Origin of the sequence: Magnetovibrio sp. PR-2 (assembly GCF_036689815.1) — a bacterium.
GTDB lineage: Bacteria > Pseudomonadota > Alphaproteobacteria > Rhodospirillales > Magnetovibrionaceae > Magnetovibrio.
In genome coordinates, this window is the sequence record NZ_JBAHUR010000010.1 from 47,604 (window position 1) to 68,715 (window position 21,112).

General features: G+C 55.7%; 22 protein-coding genes. 11 read left to right on the top strand and 11 right to left on the bottom strand.

The genetic code is table 11. The features are described from left to right. Positions 1–57: 57 nt before the first annotated feature. Both V5T82_RS12600 and V5T82_RS12605 read left to right on the top strand, forming a co-directional pair. Positions 58–879, top strand: coding sequence for a thermonuclease family protein (locus V5T82_RS12600; RefSeq protein WP_332896002.1), 822 nt, complete (start codon positions 58–60; stop codon positions 877–879). Positions 880–897: 18 nt separating this feature from the next. Continuing rightward, a complete protein-coding gene (locus V5T82_RS12605; RefSeq protein WP_332896003.1) occupies positions 898–2,382 on the top strand; it encodes a M48 family metalloprotease in 1,485 nt (494 codons plus the stop codon). A gap of 69 nt (positions 2,383–2,451) precedes the next feature. Here the strand turns inward: V5T82_RS12605 and V5T82_RS12610 are convergent, their stop codons facing one another. From V5T82_RS12610 to V5T82_RS12655, 10 genes are all read right to left on the bottom strand, one after another. After that, positions 2,452–2,949 carry a CarD family transcriptional regulator gene (locus V5T82_RS12610; protein WP_332896004.1) on the bottom strand — a complete coding sequence of 166 codons (498 nt, stop codon included), beginning with the start codon at positions 2,947–2,949 and terminating at the stop codon, positions 2,452–2,454. A gap of 322 nt (positions 2,950–3,271) precedes the next feature. Continuing rightward, positions 3,272–3,607: a ferredoxin FdxA gene (gene fdxA / locus V5T82_RS12615; RefSeq protein WP_332896005.1), complete on the bottom strand. Its 336-nt coding sequence runs from the start codon at positions 3,605–3,607 to the stop codon at positions 3,272–3,274. Between the two features lie 91 nt (positions 3,608–3,698). Then, entirely contained in the window at positions 3,699–4,151 is a 453-nt protein-coding gene (locus tag V5T82_RS12620) for a tellurite resistance TerB family protein (RefSeq protein ID WP_332896006.1), read from the bottom strand. 121 nt (positions 4,152–4,272) lie between these two features. Continuing rightward, complete coding sequence (locus V5T82_RS12625; RefSeq protein ID WP_332896007.1) at positions 4,273–5,010, bottom strand: hypothetical protein; 738 nt, start codon at positions 5,008–5,010, stop codon at positions 4,273–4,275. Positions 5,011–5,204: 194 nt separating this feature from the next. Beyond that, entirely contained in the window at positions 5,205–5,597 is a 393-nt protein-coding gene (locus V5T82_RS12630; RefSeq protein WP_332896008.1) for an RNA-binding S4 domain-containing protein, read from the bottom strand. Beyond that, positions 5,594–8,257 (bottom strand): helicase-related protein, encoded by a 2,664-nt coding sequence (locus tag V5T82_RS12635; RefSeq protein WP_332896009.1) that lies wholly within the window; start codon positions 8,255–8,257, stop codon positions 5,594–5,596. Before V5T82_RS12635 ends, V5T82_RS12630 begins: the two co-directional genes overlap by 4 nt. A gap of 181 nt (positions 8,258–8,438) precedes the next feature. Beyond that, positions 8,439–8,786, bottom strand: coding sequence for an HPF/RaiA family ribosome-associated protein (locus tag V5T82_RS12640; RefSeq protein WP_332896010.1), 348 nt, complete (start codon positions 8,784–8,786; stop codon positions 8,439–8,441). Between the two features lie 187 nt (positions 8,787–8,973). Continuing rightward, positions 8,974–9,570, bottom strand: a complete 597-nt coding sequence (locus tag V5T82_RS12645; RefSeq protein ID WP_332896011.1) for a c-type cytochrome — start codon at positions 9,568–9,570, stop codon at positions 8,974–8,976. A 25-nt stretch (positions 9,571–9,595) separates the two neighbouring features. Then, positions 9,596–10,678, bottom strand: a complete 1,083-nt coding sequence (locus V5T82_RS12650; RefSeq protein ID WP_332896012.1) for an outer membrane protein assembly factor BamB family protein — start codon at positions 10,676–10,678, stop codon at positions 9,596–9,598. An 80-nt stretch (positions 10,679–10,758) separates the two neighbouring features. Beyond that, positions 10,759–11,493: a c-type cytochrome domain-containing protein gene (locus tag V5T82_RS12655; RefSeq protein ID WP_332896013.1), complete on the bottom strand. Its 735-nt coding sequence runs from the start codon at positions 11,491–11,493 to the stop codon at positions 10,759–10,761. Between the two features lie 333 nt (positions 11,494–11,826). Between V5T82_RS12655 and V5T82_RS12660 the strand changes: the two genes are divergently transcribed. The 6 genes from V5T82_RS12660 (at position 11,827) to arsB (ending at position 17,724) form a co-directional block, all read left to right on the top strand. Further along, positions 11,827–12,366 (top strand): helix-turn-helix transcriptional regulator, encoded by a 540-nt coding sequence (locus tag V5T82_RS12660; protein WP_332896014.1) that lies wholly within the window; start codon positions 11,827–11,829, stop codon positions 12,364–12,366. 103 nt (positions 12,367–12,469) lie between these two features. After that, the gene (locus V5T82_RS12665; RefSeq protein ID WP_332896015.1) at positions 12,470–13,834 is read left to right on the top strand and encodes an L-lactate MFS transporter; all 1,365 of its coding nucleotides are present in this window, start codon (positions 12,470–12,472) and stop codon (positions 13,832–13,834) included. 81 nt (positions 13,835–13,915) lie between these two features. Then, positions 13,916–15,790 carry a molecular chaperone HtpG gene (htpG, locus tag V5T82_RS12670; protein ID WP_332896016.1) on the top strand — a complete coding sequence of 625 codons (1,875 nt, stop codon included), beginning with the start codon at positions 13,916–13,918 and terminating at the stop codon, positions 15,788–15,790. Positions 15,791–15,821: 31 nt separating this feature from the next. Continuing rightward, entirely contained in the window at positions 15,822–15,998 is a 177-nt protein-coding gene (locus V5T82_RS12675; protein WP_332896017.1) for a DUF3012 domain-containing protein, read from the top strand. 148 nt (positions 15,999–16,146) lie between these two features. After that, positions 16,147–16,647: an arsenate reductase ArsC gene (locus V5T82_RS12680; RefSeq protein ID WP_332896018.1), complete on the top strand. Its 501-nt coding sequence runs from the start codon at positions 16,147–16,149 to the stop codon at positions 16,645–16,647. Beyond that, positions 16,648–17,724 carry an ACR3 family arsenite efflux transporter gene (gene arsB, locus V5T82_RS12685; RefSeq protein WP_332896019.1) on the top strand — a complete coding sequence of 359 codons (1,077 nt, stop codon included), beginning with the start codon at positions 16,648–16,650 and terminating at the stop codon, positions 17,722–17,724. 3 nt (positions 17,725–17,727) lie between these two features. Here arsB and V5T82_RS12690 read toward each other — a convergent pair whose 3' ends face one another. Beyond that, positions 17,728–18,522, bottom strand: coding sequence for a tetratricopeptide repeat protein (locus V5T82_RS12690; RefSeq protein WP_332896020.1), 795 nt, complete (start codon positions 18,520–18,522; stop codon positions 17,728–17,730). A gap of 380 nt (positions 18,523–18,902) precedes the next feature. Between V5T82_RS12690 and ccmA the strand changes: the two genes are divergently transcribed. The 3 genes from ccmA (at position 18,903) to V5T82_RS12705 (ending at position 21,104) form a co-directional block, all read left to right on the top strand. Beyond that, positions 18,903–19,583 (top strand): heme ABC exporter ATP-binding protein CcmA, encoded by a 681-nt coding sequence (ccmA, locus tag V5T82_RS12695; RefSeq protein WP_332896021.1) that lies wholly within the window; start codon positions 18,903–18,905, stop codon positions 19,581–19,583. Between the two features lie 7 nt (positions 19,584–19,590). Continuing rightward, a complete protein-coding gene (ccmB, locus tag V5T82_RS12700; protein ID WP_332896022.1) occupies positions 19,591–20,256 on the top strand; it encodes a heme exporter protein CcmB in 666 nt (221 codons plus the stop codon). 128 nt (positions 20,257–20,384) lie between these two features. Beyond that, positions 20,385–21,104 (top strand): heme ABC transporter permease, encoded by a 720-nt coding sequence (locus tag V5T82_RS12705; protein WP_332896023.1) that lies wholly within the window; start codon positions 20,385–20,387, stop codon positions 21,102–21,104. The last annotated feature ends 8 nt before the right edge of the window (positions 21,105–21,112 follow it).

The window sequence follows — 21,112 nt, forward strand, 5'->3', positions numbered from 1 at the left end:
TCGGATCGTTTGCTTCGGGGTATGATATTTTTGTGGTTTCAGCCTAGTATAGGTCACATGGGACAAAAGTCCGAAGAAGCAATTGAGAATTTAGTGATGCTGTTTTTGCGTTTCGCTTTGTTGGTGGTTTTGCTGTGGCCGGGTCTTGCGGTTTCGGCCGGGCCTGAGACTTTGACCGATGGCGGCACCTTTCGTGTGGTTGAAGTCGTGGACGGCGATACGGTCAAGTTAAGCGATGGCCGCCAAGTGCGTTTTGTCGGCATCCAGGCCCCAAAGCTGCCTTTGGGCAGACCCAACTTCCCGGCTTGGCCGCTGGGGGTGGAAGCCAAAGCCTTGGTCGAAGATTTGGTGCTGGACCAAGAGGTCAAGCTGCATCTGGCCCCCACACCCCAAGACCGCCACCGCCGCGTTTTGGCGCACTTAAGCCGCGCTGCGGACGGGCTGTGGCTGCAGGCGGAACTGTTGAAACGAGGGCTTGCGCGGGTTTACACCTTTCCCGACAACCGTGTTCTGGGCGACGAATTGCTGGCGTTCGAACGCCAAGCGCGGGCCGACAAGCAGGGCATTTGGGGCTTGCCGTACTACACCATCCGTACCCCCGAAAACGTGCGTCACGACATGGGCACCTTTCAATTGGTCGAAGGGCGGGTGTTTGATGTTGCGCATGTGAAGAACAGTATTTACCTCAATTTCGCCATGAACTGGCGCAAAGATTTCACCATTCAAATCGACGCTAAGCGCGCCCCGGATTTTGAGGCCAAAGGCATTGATCTGTTGAAGTTGCGCGCCAAGCGCGTGCGGGTGCGCGGCTGGGTGAAGTCGCGAAACGGTCCTTTGATCTTGCTGGATCACCCCGAACGCTTGGAAATTCTATATTAATTGTGCTTATATTTTGTCATGATGAAACATACCCTTAGAACCTGGTCCCGTTTGCTTGCCATCGCCCCTGCATTGGTGGTGGTGGCGGCGTGTTCCACCAATCCCGCCACCGGAAAGCAGAGCTTCACCGGTTTTATGTCGCCTGCCAAAGAAAAGCAGGTCGGTGCCGATGAGCACCCCAAAATGGTGAAGGCTTTCGGCGGTGAGTTCACGGCTGGCGATTGGCAGGCCTACATTGACGATTTGGGCCAGGAATTGGCGCAATATTCCGAATTGCCGGACTTGAATTGGACGTTCACTGTGTTGAACGACACCAAGGTCAACGCGTTTGCATTGCCGGGCGGTTATGTCTACATCACCCGTGGGCTTTTGGCCTTGGCCAGTGACGAGGCTGAGGTCGCAGGCGTCCTGGGCCACGAAATCGGCCACGTCACTGCACGCCACACCGCACAGCGCTACAGTTCCGCCATGGCGGCTAATTTGGGTGTGCAGGTTTTGGGCGTGCTGTCTCGGGCTTACGGCGTGAACGGCGCGCAAAACATTGCCGCGTTGGGGGCGAATTTGGCGCTCAAAAGCTATTCGCGCGACCAAGAACTGGAAGCCGACAAGCTGGGTGTGCGCTACATCATTCGCGCAGGCTACGACCCGGACGCCATGACCAGCTTTTTCACCAAGTTGCGCGCACAACAGCGCATCGAGGGCTTGAAGGCGGGCGATGCCGATCGGTCGGAACGCCAAAACATGCTGGCCACCCACCCGCGCACGGCTGACCGGATCTTGCAGGCGGTGAAACTCGCCGACAAAAGCGGAGCCGCCAAAGCTAACACGCGCAACGCCAGAAGCTTTCTCAAACGCATCGACGGCTTGGTGTTCGGCGACGATCCGGAGCAGGGCATTATCGACGGACAGACGTTCATCCATCCCGGACTGCGCTTTGAGTTCAGCGTGCCGGACGGCTTCGAACTGCAAAACTCACCCAGCTTGGTTTTGGCAAAAGACAAAAAAGACAACAACATTAAGTTTCGCGGGGTTTCCAAAAAGACCGTCGAAGACGCTGGCGGCATGGAGCAGTTCCTCACCAACAAATGGAAAGGTGGGCTGTCGAGCCGCCTCAAGGGGGTAGAGTGGCTAGAAATCAATGGCTTACCTGCCGTCACAGGCCATGCGCGACAAGACAATCTGAACGTCAGGCGCATCGTCATTGAACAGGACAGAGACCATTATTGGATGCTGCAATTCGTCTCGAACGCGCAAGACACCGATCGTTTGAACGAGCCGTTCCGTCGCACCACCTACAGCTTTCGCGAAATCACATCACGCGAAGCGGCCCGGGTTCCAGTCAAAGAAATCCGCGTCGTCACGGTCGGGCGTGGGGTAACGTTTGACGACTTGGTCGCCAGCATGAAGGTGGACGAATACAAAGCCGAATGGTTCGAAGCCATCAACGGCATCGGCCCCGACGACCCGCTGATCCGGGGGGCTCGGGTGAAGGTCGTCAAATAGTTAGAACGCAAAACACAAAAAAGCCGGAGCAATTGGACTGCTCCGGATTTTTGTTTATTTGGAATTTGATTAGGCCACTTTGAGGAGTTTTTCCAACTTCTCTTGTGCTTTATCCATGTCGATCTTTTCCACGGCTGCGACTTCGCTGGCCAGGCGTTCGAGCGCTTGTTCGTAGATTTGGCGCTCGGAGAACGATTGGTCCGGCTGGTCGGCGCGCCGATGCAGGTCGCGCACCACTTCGGCGATGGAAACCGGATCGCCAGAGTTGATCTTGGCTTCGTATTCCTGCGCGCGGCGGCTCCACATGGTGCGTTTCACGCGGGCGCGGCCTTTGAGCGTGGTCAACGCGCCTTCCATAACTTTTTTGGAGCTCAATTTGCGCAAGCCGGAATCGGTCGCTTTCTCAATGGGAACCCGCAACGTCATGCGTTCGTGTTCAAAAGAGATGACGAAAAGTTTCAGGGGATGGCCTGCGATTTCTTGGTCTTCGACGCCAAGAACTTTGCCGACGCCATGCGTCGGGTACACCACGAAGTCGCCTTCGCTGAACATCATTTTATCTGCCATGTGTTGCCTTCAGATCTTTTTGTTTTTCAAATCGTGCGCGTTGGTCGCTCAAGGGGGCGTTACCCGTTCCCAAAATGCCGAAAAAAGGCTGCTCACAGTTTTCACTGCGTGCAAGCAACCAAGCGTTCAGGGCAAAACAAAGCCGACCCCCAGGGGCCAGCTTCAACATTAATGTAACATAATTTCGTCAAAAAAACACCCCCGCAGGCAGGGGTTTTGGCCAAAAGTGGCCTGTTTGGATCAAAAAAAGCCCAAAAATCAGGCTTTAAACGCAAAAAGCGCCGCAGTTTTTTGAACTGCGGCGCTTTTCGGAAAGTAACAATCAGTCGCCTTCGCCGGGTTTTTCGCTCAGAGCGGCAAGCTTGTCCGCTTTGCCGTTTTCAGCATCGGCTTCGGGCAGGGCATCACGCTTGGTGGTGATGTTGGGCCAGATTTCGGAATACTTGGTGTTGATATCGAGCCATTTTTCCAATCCCGGTTCGGTATCGGGCAAAATAGCTTCGGCCGGGCATTCCGGCTCGCACACACCGCAGTCGATACATTCTTCCGGGTTAATCACCAGAAAATTTTCTCCTTCGTAGAAACAATCTACGGGGCAGACTTCGACACAGTCCGTGTATTTACATTTAATGCAATTTTCGACAACGAGGTAGGTCATCCTCAACTCCAATCTCTAAATGGATTTGCATCGTGTTTACGCCATTTGTTCGAACGGCTCAAGGATAAACAAATCCCCGAAAAATGTAGGATTATTCTATACCCACACTGGTCAGGGCCCGTTTGCGGGCTTCACCGCTTTCGCGGTCCGAAACATACAGCAATCCAGACACGCGGCGCACCAAGTTGGCTTCGTAATCGTGGATCACGCCATCGGCCAAAGAAACGGTCCACAGCATTTCAATCATTTCGACCCGTTCTTCGTGATCGAAGGCGTCTTTGACGGTGCGGGTCAGGGTATAAAGCTCTTTGGACTCGGCGACGGTCGTTTCGGCCTGTTGCGTCAGCGCATGTGCGTCTTCGCCGGACAGTTCGAACCGGTCTTTGAGCAAGTCCAAAACCACGGTGCGTTCATCGTCGTCGAAATTGCCGTCCATCACGGCGGCTTCGACCAACAGGGCGGCGGCGGCCAGCTGCTTGTCATGCTTGGACAGCGGCAAGTCCTCTTCTTGAGTTTTGAACATTTGAACCAAACGGTCGATCATGGCGGTATCCTGAAGTGTGGGTGGCGCATTTCAATTGATAGCTTACTTGAACACGAACGTCGATAAATGAAAAAAGGCCACGCAATTGCGCGGCCTTTGCGTTGAGAGACACTGTTGGATTTTATCCCACTTTAAGCAACGTGCTGTCCGGCTCTTGGGTTTGATCGCCCAAGGTTTGGCGAACAAACCGATCGCGCAGCGAACCGCTGCGGCCTTCCAAGATCGGACCGATGCCGCTCACCAAATTAAGGTTGCTCATCGGTTTTAAGGCCACGGGCGTCAGGTGCGAGGTGTCGAGGGCTTTGGCCACATGCGGAGCCAACATTTTGACGGTATCGAGCGCGCCCGCCATAAACGGAGACATGGGCAGGTTGGTTGCCGACAAACGCCCCAGTTCGTGACGGGTCATTTCGACTTTGACGGCGTCCACACCATAGGCCGGCAAGTCTTCTTCGCCGATGTGCTGGATAACGATGTTGTAGAACTGAGAAAGCTTTTCGAGTGTGTCTTGAGCATGGACAGTACTGTCTTTAAAGGGTTTGAGCACGTCGGTGAACCAAAAATCCAAGAAGTTCAAGTGCTGCTCACTATGCTCGGCCAAACTGTCGCGGCCCAGCCAGCCTTGTTTGGTTTTGAAGATCATGCCTTCCTCTTCGTTGAGGAAGTGGATGTAGAGATACAGGGTGATGTTGTCGAGGATGCGTGTCGACAGCTCGGTTTTGTTGAGCTTTAGCGACTTCAGGCCGTGGCGGAACAAAATCACCAACATGGCGTGCTGCAAATCGTTGTAGCAATGCTCTGAGCGCAACGCTTCTGGTAAATCTTGGATGGTCAAGAGTTCGTCTACGGATAAAGTCATGTGCGTTGCATCTCCCAAGTTATGCCCCCTGCTTCCCCAAGCTTCGGATAATTATCCCCAATCTGAGTGGGGGCTGTCGAGCGCTCCTAGGGTTAAGGTGGGGGGCATAAGTGGTAGTGCACCGCAAACAACCGTATACGTTGGGCGTAATAGAGCGATAAATAGAACCAAGGTTTACGCGCCGAAAGTCGTAATCAGTCGCCGCGCAGCTTGTCGATGGCGCGCCGTTGGGCCTTGGTGGGGCGTCCGGCACCGGGTTCGCGCGCGCCGGGTTTGGCGGGCTGGAAAGGGCGCTCTTTTTTGGGCGGAGGCGGCGGGCTCAAGTCTTCATAAAGCCCCTGGGCTTCGGGCGCAGGGCCGCGCCGGGTGCCGAGGGCTGCAATTTTGATGACTTTGATGAGGTTGCCCTTGGCAAACGTCAGCACATCGCCGGGGCCGACTTGTACGTGGGCTTTGGTGATCAGCTGGTCGTTGACCCGCATACCACCACCCGCACAGAACTTACCCGCCAAGGTGCGGCTTTTGAAAAAGCGGGCGTGCCACAGCCACTTATCGATGCGGATGCGGGGGGAAGCCTCAGCGGTCATGACTTGAATTTAAGGTCTTTCAGCTTGGCGAACGGGCTATCGGGGTCGATGGCGGGTTCGCGCGGTTTTTGCGGCCGCTTGCCACCCGGTTTTCCACCCGGTTTGCCTTTTGGGCCGCCTTTGTGAGGGCCTTTTTTCGGGGGGCGTTTTTTCTTGTGTGGTTTGGCGTCGTCGGACGTCTGTTCACCGTCTTTAGCGTTCGGTTTGGGCTTGTGGCGGCCTTTGTCCTTGGACGTGTTGCGCCAAGTTTTCGGCGACCATTTGCCATCGTTGTCCGCGCGAAAGCCCAGGCTGGTCAAAATGCCGGGCAGATCGTCCGCACCACAGCCAGCAAGGGATAAGAAATCTTCGTTGGCTTCAAACGGGCCCTTGGCGGCTTCTAAGCGTTTCCACGCCATTTCGGCCAAGCGTTCCAACATATCGGCGCGTACAAACAGCTGGCCTGCGGGACGGAAGCCGGCGGCGCGCAGCCAGCCTTCGGGTTCGTGCTTTTCGCGCTTCAACGACACGCGGCCCGCCGGGGGTGGCGGCAACAACGGATCGCTTTCTTCGAACACGCCCCACAACAACACAGACAGCTCTGCGGGTGCAGGGCGCAGCAGGGTGGGGATGTAGATCAGGTGGCGTCCCAGACGAATGCCCAAACGGCGCAGTTCGTGGCGGTCTTCTTTGGACAAGCCTTTAATCTCTTCGCGGGCTTCAAAGCGGGGCAGGGCGCCCAGACTTTCGGTGAGCTGATAGACCAGTCCGCGCGCCACGCCTTGCAGCGGGGCTTCGCGGGCGGCCAGCATCAGGCCCAAGCGGTCACGGATCAAATCGCTGGCCCACAAGTTCAGACGCTCTTCGATGGCCTCTTTCTGCTCAAACTCCAGCAGATCGCTGGTGAGCGCAACAATACGCGGGCTGAGCAATTCGCCACCCTTGGCAAAGCGCGCCACAGGCTCGCCCCGCCATACGACGCGGCCGTCGGATGTGAAAGTAAACGCGCCGTCGGCATCAGCTTGGAGCAAGCTCACACGCTCCGTAATTTTGTCGCGCAGCGCTTTGCCTGCGGCGGAATCCAAAACTTTGGCGGCCAAAGACGTATCGCTTTCGGTGGGCACAAAGCGAAAGCCGTTCAAATGGCCCAAGTGGTGGCCTTCGACTTCCAGCGCGCCGTCGTCATGCAGCGCTGCGGCCAGGGGCACGTCGTCTTTTAAGGTTTTGACCAACTGGCTGGTGCGTTTGTCGACGAAGCGCTGGGTGAGCTTTTCGTGCAGGACGTCGGACAGTTCGTCTTCGATGGCGCGGGTGCGTTCTTGCCATTCCACCGGGTTTTCGACCCAGGCGGCTTGGTGCGCGACGTAGGTCCAGGTGCGGATCGCGGCGATGCGGCCCATCAAGGTGTCGATGTCGCCGTCCAGGCGGTGAATGCGTTTGACGCGCTCGTCAATCCAGTCACTGGGGATGTGGGCGGCGTCGCTCGTGATGTGTTGGTAGATGCGCCCCAGCAATTGCGGATGCTCATCCGTTTGGATTTTGCGAAAATCGGGAATGCGCGCCACGTCCCATAGGGTGGTGACGGCGTCTTTGCTGGTCGCCAAATCCGTGATGGCACTGTCTTTCAACAGGGTGTCCAACACCACCTCGTCGTCCGCTTCGCGCGCACGGCGCAGGGCGTCGTGCTCAGGGCGTTCGGCCAAGCTGGCTTTGAGCGTTTTGACGGAGCTGAAGTCCAGACCCGCATTGCGCCAGAACAAGAATTTCAGCGGCTGGAACGTGTGCTGTTCGATGGCTTCGACCATACCCGCACCCAGACCGGCAATGTCTGACGTGGTGCCGAACGTGCCGTCGTTCATGTGACGGCCGGCACGGCCTGCGATTTGGGCCAGTTCAGCGGGTTGTAGGTCGCGCATCATGCGGCCGTCAAATTTGCGGGTCGCGGCCAAGGCCACGTGGTCCACGTCCATGTTGAGGCCCATGCCCACCGCGTCGGTGGCGATGAGGTAGTCCACGTCGCCCGATTGGAACATGTCCACCTGGGCGTTGCGGGTGCGCGGGCTCAACGCGCCCATGACGATGGCGGCACCGCCCGACTGGCGGCGCACCAGCTCGGCGATGGAGTACACATCGTTGGCGGAAAACGCGACGATGCAACTGCGTGGTTTCAAGCGCGTCAGTTTTTTGTAGCCGGTATAGCGAAGCGTCGATAGGCGGGGCCGGGTTTGGAACTCGACCTCGGGCACCAGGGCTTGGATCAAGCCCTTGACGGTTTCTGCGCCCATGAACATGGTTTCTTGGCTGCCGCGATAATTCAGCAAACGGTCCGTGAAGACGTGGCCCCGGTCGGCGTCGGAACACATCTGAATTTCGTCGATGGCGGCGAATTCAAAGACCTGATTTTCACCGTACGTTTGCGGCATGCTTTCCACGGTGGTGAGGAAATAGCGCGCCTTGGCGGGGATGATCTTTTCTTCCCCCGTGACCAGTGCCACGTGGGCGGCGCCCTTTTCCTTGACGGCGCGGTCGTAATTTTCGCGCGCCAACAAGCGCAACGGAAAGCCGATGACGCCCGAATTGTGGGCGAGCATGCGCTCCATCGCCAAGTGGGTTTTACCAGTATTGGTCGGACCCAATACGGCGGTGAGTGTGGTTCTGTCGCGGGACGTATCGATTTGCATGGGCAGAGTTTTAGTGTGTTTTTACTTGTATTTCCAGGCTTTTCCAGCCTTTCGCGCGCAAATCGAAAACAGCCCCCTTAGGTGTTAGAGGACCAGGGCATCGCGCGGACTGGAAAAGAGGTGATCAGGCACGATCACGTAGGCCTCTTTTGCGCCCGCGCGTTGCTCTGGTGTCGGGTGATTAACCAACGGCGCGGCGTTGTTCGTCGCGGCGTTTTCCGACGACTTTTTTCAGCCGGTGATCCACGGCGTTGAACGCGTCGCGCAGCGCCACATGCACGTCTTCGTGGGCCGGGTCTTGGCCGTGGTCGTTGTGCACGATGTGGCCCGCGCCCGGGACCGTCATGTCGATGTTGAAATGAAACAGCTTGCCTTGGGCCTGGGATTTGTGCGGCAGTTCCACCACCACACGACAGCTGGTAATTCGTCCGTAAAAGGCTTCGATCTTATTGATTCTGGCGTGGATATCGCTTTCGACGGCGTCTGAGTGATCGCATCCATGAAAACTGATTTGGACGGGAACTTGCATAATCGCTCTCCCCTGCGTATTGGCTACGCCGGGGACCTGCCCGGCGTACCGAGTGGTCGAATTAAGTGCGGTGTTTTGAGGTTGCTCCGATTGCGGTATTACCCGTGCTGGAGCGAAGATCATAGGTCATCCAACTGTCCGCTCTTCCCAGGCCTTCAGTATACGACTTTGGCGGAGTAAATGCGAATCATTTGCGCCGTTGGCTGGCGTAAAACTCGACGATTTGTGTGAGACCTTCAGGGCCATGATCTCGGTTTACGGCCTTGAGCTTGTCTTTCATCTTGGGCACGGTAAAACGCCTTTTGTTTTGAAAATCGTCCAGCGTCATGACCAGATAGGCTTTCACTTGTCCCGCCAAAACAGGGCCTTTTAAGGTTATGTCGCGCCCATTTCCGGTGTGACATTGTTCGCAATACAGCGCGTGGAGCTCTTTGCCTTTGGCGGCTTTTTCAGGGGAAAAGGCGTTTTCAACCATCACAAAAGGTTGTGCGCTGAAATATGCAGACAGAACCTCAATTTCGCTTTCCGTGTAGCCCTTGGCCATGCGGCCCATGATGGTGGATTGGCGCGAACCGGATTTGAAGTCCGCCAAGGTGAATTTCAAATAGTCTTTCGTTAACCCTGAAATCGTCGGGATCGCGGGGCCCGCACTGGCGCCGTTCGGGCCATGACACGCCATGCACCCCCCAGCCAACATGTCTGGGGAGGCGTCCGCTGCAAGCAGTGCGTTCGATGCAAAGAGCGTTGAGAGGAGCCCCAAGACTTTGAGTGTCGATCTGAACATGTCTTAAGGTCTCCGGTTGAGAAAATCAGGGCTTCGAGTTTTTCAGCTTTACGTGCAGAATTTTCCCGGTGTTTGTGCCCAGAAACATTTCGTCAGGCACATCGGTGAGGGTGACAAAGGGGCGCAGGCGGTCTTCGAACGAGATGGCCGCTGTTTCCGTCCCACTTTGATGATCCAAGACATGCAAAACGTTTTTCATGTCCAAAACGTAAACCCCAGCGTCATTGGCCACGAGCTCCGCCATGACAGGGGCCCAGGGCCGTCTTTTGCCGCTGGCCTTGGGGAAGTAATCGCTTTTGGCGCGCCAGTTAATCTCACCTGAGTGCGCATTCAGGGCATAGACCCAGCCTGTCGGCGACCACAGATATGTGGCGTCGCCATAGACCAAGTGCGAATTGATGAAGTTCCCCGAATACCAGTCCCACACAACTTTTCCCGTTTGGGCATCCACGCCAAACAGATTGTCCTTATACCCCCCCGCAACGATGGTGTTGGCGGATACATGAAGTTGTCTCAGATACTGCCATTTTTTGGCGTTGTCGGTGACCCACTTCGTGGCCCCGGTGTCCGTGTCCATGGCGTAGAGCTTGCCGTCGCCCGGACCGAACAAGACCGTGTCGTCGTCGTAGGTTGTGGGGGCATACCAAATGCCCTTCTTTTCCTCCGTCGGATGGGACCAGACGACCTCGCCTGATAGGTCCAACGCCGTCATAAACGGCCCAATGCCAAGATAAATGTGATTGTTGTGAACGAACGGGGCGCCGACGGGATCAAAGCGCAGCCCCGGCGTTCGCTCAGGCTTCATGGACCAAGCGACGTGTCCGGTTTTTCGGTCCAAGGCGGTGATGTAGCTCCGCCCTAAGGCGAGAACCAAATGCCCAGCGATGCGGGGGCGAAAATCAGCCCCTTTGTCCAATTTGTGGGACCAGACCCGGCGGCCTGTTTTTACATCCCAAGCTTCCAAACTCACGTCCCCGGCGACATAAACAATGCCATCAGCGAAGGTTGTGGGGCGTAAGCTGGTGTTGTCCGACTGCCAGCTTTGCAACACGTCATATGATGCGTTTAGGTCTTGCGCGGCCAGTCGGGTTGAAAGAAAAGACGTCACCAGACACATCACCATACAAACGATGAAGATGTGAACGTGGTGACGTCTTTGCCGTCGTGTCATTGGTGAACTAGCCAATGTTAGTCACATTTAGCGCCGTGTTCGATCCATTCGAACATGAGCTGAAGGTTCGGGTGATCGCGGTCTTCACTGGCACCAATGCCGCCAGGCATACGGTTTTCAACCAAGCGAAGGTACAGCTTGCTTTTCATCACCTCGCCGGGAATAACAATCTTAACCGGCGGTTTGCCTTCTTCGGCTTTGGCGACACTGTCCGCGCCGAGCATGATGCCTTCATAAGTCGTCATGTCCAGTTCGTGGAAGCTGGGCGGCTCTTGGTTGGACATGTGGCATTCCGTACACGCCTGTTCGCCACCGTAAGCCGTCGGATCTTTGAACGTCGGCAGAACCTTTTGCTTGAATTGGTCGTCGTTTTTGGCGCCGTTTTCGATCCATTTTTTGATTTCCAAGATCGCAGGCAAATCGCTTGGAACGTCAAAGCGGACACCCAAAGGCATGCGGTTGTCCCGCATCCGGCGGCGGAAATTGCCTTTGTGGAAATCGCCAGGAACGATAATCGGGCCGTTTACGCTGCCCTTCTTGATGCCCTCGCACGTGGACAGGTCCAAACCTGCGGGGCTCTTTTTCGGGTCGTTGGATGTATGGCAAACGACACATGCAGCCCCTTCACCAAAGGCGTTGGGCAAGCGCATCAACGTGGCGATGTAATCATACGGCACTTCAATATCGTATTGATCGAGAACACTCATGACCGCAGCATGCGTGTCTTCCATATCGTCATAATCTGAAGCCATTGACGGTTCAGATATAAATAAGCACGCCCCCAGGGCAGCAGCTGTGTACAATTTCGTAATTGTGGATTTCATAAGATCCCTCCCAGGTCCAAGAAACAAACTCCTTAAGCGCAATCGGCAAATGATTTATCGTACATGAGCAGACGCTAATGTACTGTAATTGCCGCATTTTCTGTGCATAAGCTGATGTGCGACTCTATCATTACACATAACGTTCATGGTTTTTTTGACATAAACCTTTAGCCTAAAACCCGGGTTATACGGGGTGGGGAGCTATGAAAGTCGTACTTTTTGGCCCAAGATAAAAAATCAGGGCAGGGGAACCCGATCATCGTGTCGAACAACAGCACAAAATTTGCGAGCAAGACGTGGGGCAAGATTCTCGCCGTCGCGTTTGTTGTGACAGCCTTTTGCGAGGTGTTTTTGCTGATCGATGTAGCGGCGGATTTCCTTTATATCGACATCGACACCAGCTGGCTGGATCACAATGTCTTGGAATTGATCTCGGTGCTGAGCTTGGGCGTGGCGTTGATCGCCATCGGCACGGTGTTGGGCGTGTTGTTTCGCGAACGCGAAGGTTTTCAAGTCACGGTTCAGGCGGCGACGGGTGAGTTTGCCCACATTGTCGAAGCCAAGTTCGACGATTGGCTGTTAAGCCCCTCGGAACGCGAAATCGCGTTTTTGCTGATCAAAGGTTACAGCGTGCAGGAAATATGCGACCTGCGCGACACCCGCCCCGGCACCGTCAAAAGCCAAAGCAACGCCATATACCGCAAGGCGGGCGTGCACGGACGCACGGAATTGGTCGCCTATTTTGTTGAAGACCTTTTGGGCGGCGAGAAGCTGGTGAAGGACGGTTCAGAGCAAGTTTGACGCCTGCGTGCGTGTTCGCAGTTGCAAAAACTTCATATTCCTCTGATACTTTGGCCGTTCTCAATCCCTTCCTCCTCCCCCAAAAGCATAGGGCTCAACGCGGATGACCCCCTCTTCCTCTCCCAACCGTTGGTTTGTCGTTCTGGGCGCCATCTTGATTCAACTGAACCTGGGCGCGATTTATGCCTGGTCGGTGTTTACACCCGCTTTGAAGGCTTCGGGCTGGAGCAAGCTCGACACTCAAATCGTTTTTGCCGTCGGTCTGGTCAGCTTTGCGGTCGTGATGGTGTTCGCCGGAAAAGCCATGACCAAGTTCGGCCCACGGCCCTTGGCCATAGCGGGCGGTTTGACGCTGGGTGCGGGTTACGTTTTGGCAGGTCTGCTGGGCGGGCAGGATTTTTGGGTTGTCTGTTTGGGCGTCGGCTTGATCGGCGGCACAGGCATCGGGCTTGGATATGTGGTGCCCATCGCCGTGGGCATGCAGTGGTTTCCCGACCGCAAAGGCTTGATCACAGGTTTAGCCGTGGCTGGTTTTGGTTTTGGCGCCATGGGCTGGGTGAAAATCGCCGGCACCTGGGGGCGTTTGATCGAAGACTTTGGGCTGGCCGATACGTTTGTGTTTTACGGCGTGGCGTTTGCGGTTTTAACGTTGATCGGCAGCATTTGGATGCGCATGCCGCCCAAGGGCTGGCTGCCCGACGGCTTTGTTGCGTCTTCTCCCCAAGCGGTGAAAGGCAGCGACAATTTTTCGGTGGCGGAGATGTTTCATACGCCGCAGTTCTACTTGATTTTTATGATCTTTGCCGTGAGTGCCGGGGCCGGGTTGATGTCCATCGGCTTGATGAAGCTTTATCCCATGGAGGCCCTGTTGGCTGCGGGGTATTCAGACATAGAAGCCAGCGCCATAGCCGGCACAGCCATGGCGGTCTTTTTCAGCTTGGCCAACGGCATTGGGCGCATTGCCTGGGGCACGCTGAGCGACAAAGTCGGCAGGCGCCGGTCCGTCGGCATTATGGCCGGGACGCAGGCGGTCTTTCTGTTTGCCTTCCCCCATATGGCCGGGAACGAATACTTATTGTATCTGGGTGCGCTGCTGATCGGGTTTAATTTCGGCGGCAATTTTGCCCTGTTCCCGACGTTGACGGCGGACATCTTCGGCAATGACAAGGTCGGCGTGAATTACCCCTTCATCTTTTTGTCCTACGGCCTTGGCGGCATCGTTGGGCCGATTTTGGGTGGGGTCTTGGGCGATATGGGGGACTTCCCCTTGGCGTTCACCATTTGCGCTGTGGCGTGCCTCATCGCGGCTGTGTTTACGCGCTTGATTTATCATCCAGATCATAACGAAGCGCGCCAACCTGTGAGCGTCCATGGCTTCGTTCATCAGATGCATTTGGATCACTTAGAAGACGTGGTCGATCACGCCTTGCACCCGGACCATTACACGCGGGTTTCCAAGGCCAAATAACGCAGGGCTTGCATCGCGAAAGAAATTGTCCCATATCACGCGCGACTAAGACCATTATTGTTGTGAGGGAACCTTTCGCACATGACCAAAGAAACCTTTTCGTTTCAAACCGAAGTGAGCCGCCTACTCGATATTGTTGCGGGCTCATTGTATTCGAACCGGGAAATTTTCCTGCGCGAGCTGATCTCCAACGCGTCCGACGCGTGTGACAAGCTGCGCCACCAAGCGCTCACCGCGCCGTCGCTGATTGAAGACGATAGCGACTTCAAAATCGCGCTCAGCATCGATGAAGATACCAAGACCTTGACCGTGTCCGACAACGGCGTGGGCATGAACCACGACGATTTGTTGGCGACGCTCGGCACCATTGCCAGTTCCGGCACCGGGCAGTTCATCGAACAGCTGGGCAAGGACGACAAGAAAGACTTAGGGCTTATCGGCCAGTTCGGCGTGGGCTTTTATTCCGCGTTTATGGTTTCGGACAAAGTCGAAGTCACCACCCGTAAAGCCGGAGAAGCCGAAGGCTGGCTGTGGATTTCCGACGGCAAGGGTGAGTTTTCCATCGAAACCGCCGAACGCGCCGAGCGCGGCACCACCGTGGTCTTGCACATGAAAGACGACGCGGGCGAGTTTTTGGAAGACGCACGCGTGCGCAACATCGTCAAAACGTACTCCGACCACATCGGCTTCCCGGTGACCTTGGGCACCAAGACGGAAGAGGGCGAAGCAGGCGAAGACACGCTCAACGCCGCGTCCGCCATCTGGACCCGTGCACCGCAAGACGTCACGGCGGAACAATATAAAGAGTTCTACCATCACTCCGCCCATGCGTTTGATGATCCGTGGGTCACCATCCACAACCGCATCGAAGGTGTGGTGAACTACACCAATCTGCTTTTCATTCCGTCCATGCGCCCGTTCGATATTTTCGATCCGGAACGCAAGAGCCACGTGAAGCTCTATGTGAACCGGGTGTTCATCACGGAACAGGCTGAAGGTTTGCTGCCTGCGTATTTGCGCTTCTTGCGTGGTGTGGTGGATTCAGAAGACCTGTCGCTCAACATTTCGCGCGAAATGCTGCAGACGGATCCGAAGTTGGCCAAAATCCGTTCGGGCTTGGTCAAAAAAGTCTTGGGCGAGCTGAAGAAGAAATCTGAGAAAGACGCAGACGGTTTTGCTGAGTTCTGGGGCAACTTCGGCATTGTGCTGAAAGAAGGCCTGGTGGACGACTTCACCAATCGCGACAAGTTGTTGGAGCTGGCGCGTTTTAACTCCACAGGCGAAGAGGGACTGACATCCTTGGCCGGATATGTGGAGCGCATGAAAGAGGGCCAAGACGCCATCTATTACCTGACCGGGGAAGACGAAGCCCAGGTCAAAAACTCGCCGCACTTGGAAGGCTTCAAGGCCAAAGGTGTGGAAGTCCTGCTGTTCACCGACCCGGTGGACGAGTTCTGGCTGCAACACATCCAAGAGTTTGACGCCAAACCGCTGAAATCCATCACCCGCGGCTCGGCGGACTTGGATGACGTCAAAGGCGACGATGCGGACGACAAAGCCGACGATAAAAAAGACGAGCCGGTTTTGGACACACTCATCGCGGCGATTAAGCTGGAGCTGGGTGACGCCATCAAAGACGTGCGCCCGTCCAAACGCTTGACCGAAAGCCCGGTGTGCTTGGTGGCGGATGAGGGCGACATGGATGTGAACATGGAACGCCTGCTGCGCCGCACGGGTCAAATGACGACCGGTATGCCGCGCGTGATGGAGCTGAACCCCAATCATACCATCGTGCAAAAACTGTCCGAGCGTGCGGGTTCTGACGGCGACGATGCGTTGTTGAAAGACGCGGCCCACCTGTTGCTGGACCAAGCCCGCATCGCCGAAGGCGAAACGCCCGAAGATCCGGCAGCGTTTGCAAAACGACTTGCATCGGTGATGGAGCGTGCTCTTTAATAGGGCAACATATTCGAAAGAGGGTTTTTAAATGTCCGTATTGAAAAAAGTTATCACCTTGGGTTTCGTTGCTCTGTTTGGTCTGGGCGTTGCAGCTTGCGCACCGGAAGTGGGTTCACCTGAATGGTGCGAACAGATGAAAGAAAAGCCGAAAGGTGATTGGTCTGCGAACGAAGCGACCGATTTTGCCAAAAACTGCATCATGTAAGCGGTGGTGACATCAAATTGAAAAGGCGGCTCTCAGGTCACTCTGGGAGCCGTCTTTTTTCTGTCATCTCACCTTCAACAAATCATGAAATATTGAGGCCTGTGGCTTTGAAGCCAAAGCGTTGTTCAGCGACAGGGGGAATCCGATCATGACCGCAGATAAAGTGTTCAATGTCTTATTCTTATGCACGGGCAATTCCGCGCGCTCCATTATGGGCGAAAGCATCATCAATCGCGAAGGGCTCGGAAAGTTCAAGGGCTTCAGCGCCGCAAGCGGCGCAGTTGGCGAGGTTCATCCACGTGCTTTGCAGTTGTTGTCCTCAATGAATTATCCGACCCAGATTTTGCGCTCGAAAAACTGGGATGAGTTCGCCGCCGAAGATGCCCCGGTGATGGATTTTGTCTTCACTGTGTGCGACGACGCTGCGAAAGAAACCTGCCCAGTGTGGCCCGGTCAGCCGATGACGGCGCATTGGGGCATTCCCGACCCGGTTCAAGCGACGGGCACGGACAGTGAGATTGCCCAGGCCTTTAACGACACGTATCGCATGCTCAACCAGCGGATCTCCATCTTTACCAATTTGCCATTGGCTGCTATTGACCGTTTGTCCTTGCAAAAACGCCTCGACGATCTGGCCCAGGAGTCCTAAATGACAGCACAATGCGACGTCACCGCTAAAAAGGCAGAAGGCGCTGAACTTGGCACCTTTGAACGCTACCTTACGGCTTGGGTTGGGCTGTGCATTGTGGCTGGGATCGGTTTGGGACATTTCTTTCCCGCACCGTTTCATTTGGTCGGTAAAGCCGAAGTCGCGCAGGTGAACATGCCGGTGGCGGTGTTGATCTGGCTGATGATCATCCCGATGCTGCTCAAGATCGACTTTCGCGCTCTGCACCACGTCAAGGAACATTGGCGGGGCGTCGGTGTGACCTTGTTCATCAACTGGGGGGTGAAGCCGTTTTCCATGGCGGCTTTGGGGGCGTTGTTCATCGGCTATTTGTTTCACGATATGTTGCCCGCCGATCAGATCGAGTCCTACATCGCGGGCCTGATCATTTTGGCCGCAGCACCGTGCACCGCCATGGTGTTCGTGTGGAGCAACCTTTCGGATGGGGAGCCGCACTTTACCCTCACCCAAGTGGCGCTTAACGACCTCATTATGGTGTTCGCGTTTGCCCCCATTGTGGGTTTGTTGTTGGGGTTGTCGTCTATTCTTGTGCCGTGGGATACGTTGCTGATCTCAGTCCTGGTGTTCATCGTCGTTCCGGTGATCTTGGCCCAGGCTTGGCGGGCGTATTTGATCAAGCAAGGCGGGGAAGCCGCTTTGGCGCGGGTGCTCGGTTTTACCCATCCCATCTCGCTTCTGGCTTTGTTGGCAACGTTGGTTTTGCTGTTCGGGTTTCAAGGTGAACAGATTTTGGCCCAACCCATGGTCATCGTCTTGCTCGCCATACCGATTTTGATCCAGGTCTACTTCAACTCAGGCTTGGCTTACGTGTTGAACCGCAAGTTCGGTGTCGCCCATTGTGTGGCGGCCCCGTCGGCCTTGATCGGGGCAAGCAACTTTTTTGAGCTGGCCGTGGCGACGGCCATTGGCCTGTTTGGCTTCGATTCCGGTGCTGCTTTGGCGACGGTCGTGGGGGTGTTGGTGGAAGTTCCGGTGATGCTGTCGGTGGTGCGTATCGTCAATGCGACCAAGGCTTGGTATGAAAAAGGCGCGGCTTAAGCCTCAATTGCTCAGCTCACGCACCTTCGTAAACGCGGGCGTGTAGTCCATATCCAGGGCTTTTTCGTACCAGCCCAAGGCCGCTTGTTTGTCGGGCGGGATGCCGATGCCTTCTTCATAGATTTCGCCTAAGCGGTAGAAACCTCTGGCATACGACGCTTCCCCGGCGATTTCGTACCATTTAACGGCTTCTTCCATATCAACCTTTTGTTCGGCGACACCCTTTTCATAAATTTGCGCCAAGTGGTAGTAGCCGAGCTTATAGCCTTCAGCACCCGCCAGTTCGAAGAAGTTGATGGCTTGGCCGATGTCTTGCTCAACCCCCCAACCGTTTTGATAACACTGTCCCAAATTGTCTTTGGCTTGGGAGTGTTCGGCGCTGGCGCGTTCGAACAGCTTAAAGGCAACCCACTGGTTTTTTTGGACATGTTCGCCGTTCAAATACATCATGCCGATGTTGTTGAGGGCTGGGGCGTGGCCTTGCAGGGAGGACACACGGTAGAGGTTATAGGCCTTTTCAAAGTCGCGTGGTACGCCCCGGCCCAAGTGGTAGATTAAGGCGAGACTAAACTGGGACGGCGCATGGTTGGCCGCGACCATTTGTTCGAATTCCAAAATGGCGCGCGACCATTTGCCTTGGCGCACCAGTTTCAGGCCGTCTTGATAGCTGGCCTGAACGGGCAGGGTGCCCAAAACGAACAGGGCGGCGAACAGGGCCAGAAGTATGCGGGTTTTGCGAATCATGGCCACAGTATAGCAAATCACCAATGCCTTGGAAAAGATGGATAAATGAGACAATTTTCCGAGACGATTTCACGACAATTCCCAGATTGTGACACATTCCAACCACAATTGGGGGCTCTAATCATACTCAACAAACGGCCAACCCCTTCCCCCCTCCCCCAGAGACGTTGGACGGTCGTTTGTCGAAGGCTCCTACGACGTTTTAGTCAAAGACTTCGACTGTGTTTCTCCTGAAGGAAAAGGCTCCTCCCAAGACTGCCCTTTTTATTGAGAAACCACCCCAATCTTGACTTGCAGTGCTGAAAAACTGGCCGGGTGTTTATCACCCGGCCTTCTTTTTTGTGAACGCCTCTTTTTAAGTGCCCGTTTTTGCTGGTGTTTGGGCAGATTTCGGCTAAGGTTTAGCCCGCAACAAGGAATTCGTACGACCTTCCATGACCACAGCTTCCACCAAACAGTTTTGGGGTGAGAAACTCACCTGTGTGCGCAGTGAACGCGTTGTGTTTCACGGCTTGAATTTTGAGCTTTCTCCCGGCGGTGCGCTGATCTTGATCGGCCCCAATGGTTGCGGCAAATCTTCGCTGTTGCGCATGATGGCCGGGCTGTTGCGCCCGGCGGGTGGAAACATGCTGTGGGCAAACGAAGGTGCCGAGCCCGAAGAGGCCCTGGACGACATTGACGAGCACGGCGGACGGCTGCATTACGTTGGCCACCATGACGCGGTGAAGCCCGTACTGACGGCGGCGGAAAACATTGAATTTTGGGCCCATGTGCGCGGCGGCGGTGAAGACACCGTGATGGACGCGTTGGACGTGTTTGACATCAAGCATCTTTATGACGTGCCCGGCCGCTTTATGTCGGCGGGGCAAAAGCGCCGGGTGAACTTGGCGCGCATCATCGCCGCACCGGCCCCCCTGTGGCTGTTGGACGAGCCCACCACCGCGCTGGACAAAGCCACCATCAAACGCCTGGAAGACGCCGTTCAGCGTCACCGCGACGGCGGCGGCATGGTGGTGTTGTCGACCCACGCGGATGTGAACACACCGGGATCAACGACGTTGGATGTGTCCGATTTTGCCTACAAAGCGTCGTTTGACGAAAACGTGATGGTGTGAGGCGGGCATGAAGGTATTTTTAGAACTCGTCAAACGCGATCTGGCCCTGGCTTTCCGCCAAGGCATGGACAGCCTGATGGTGGTGGCGTTTTTTGTCATCGCCGTGGTGCTGTTCCCCTTCGGCGTCGGGCCCGAGCCCAACACGTTGGCGAAGATCGCAGGCGGCACCATTTGGGTGGCGGCGTTGCTGTCTTCCATGTTGTCGTTGGAACGCTTGTTTCAGACCGATTACGAAGACGGGTCTTTGGAATTGCTGGCTTTGGCCCCGATCCCGCTGGAAGTGACCGTGTTGGCGAAAGTCGTGGCGCATTGGCTGACCACGGGATTGCCGTTGATCATCACGGCACCCTTGTTGGCGGTGTTGATGCAGTTGCCCATGGAAGGCTTCGGCGCGTTGATGCTGGCCTTGGCGCTAGGTACACCGACGTTGAGCCTCATCGGTGCGGTGGGGGCCGCGTTGATTTTGGGATCGCGCCGGGGTGGCGTGTTGCTGTCCTTGCTGGTTTTGCCGCTTTACATCCCAGTCCTGATTTTTGGTGTTTCCGCCGTGGATGCAGCCATTTTCGATCAGGCTGTGCGCCCGCATGTGCTGTTTTTGGCGGCCATGTTGGTGGGCGCCCTGGCGTTAACGCCTTGGGCGGCGGCAGCGGGCTTACGTCAGTCACTGGAATAGAATTGAGGCTTTCCAGGCATCTTGCCACATTTCGGCCATTTGAGAGTCGCAGTATCTGGCAAATTCGCCTTGGAACAGTTACAAACGAGAGCGAATACAGAAGATAAAGAACAGCTGTCAGGGGACCTATGCACCGTTTTGCCAATCCAACCCGTTTTTTGAAGTTGGCCGGGATCATCCAACCGTGGATGGCCTGGATCACGATTATTTTATTCGCCGTCGGTCTCTATATGACCTTTTTCACCGCGCCCGCCGATTATCAGCAGGGCGAAAGCGTGAAAATCATGTACGTGCACGTGCCGGCGGCCTGGATGGGTATGTTTTGTTATGCCGCTATGGCCATCGCGTCCGGTGTCGCCTTGATTTGGAAGCATCCTTTGGCCGACGTGGCCGCCAAAGCCACCGCACCCATTGGCGCAGCCTTCACGTTTTTGGCGCTGGCGACAGGTGCCCTTTGGGGCAAGCCCATGTGGGGCACGTGGTGGGTGTGGGATGCGCGCCTGACGTCCATGCTGATTTTGTTTTTCTTGTACATCGGTTACATGGCGCTGCAAGGCGCGTTTGATGATCGCGCACGCGGCGCAAAAGCGTCCGCTGTGCTGGCTTTGGTCGGTGCGGTGAACCTGCCGATCATCAAATTTTCCGTCGATTGGTGGAACACCCTGCATCAGCCGTCCTCGGTTCTCAAAATGGACGGTCCGAGCATTCACCCGGACATGCTGTGGCCGCTGTTAATCATGGCGGTGGCGTTCAAGACGTACTACGTCTGGGTGATGTTGGTGCGTGTGCGCCAAGAATTGACCGAAAACAAGGTGCGGATTTTGCGCCTGAAGCAAATTCACGGGTAAGGAGGAAA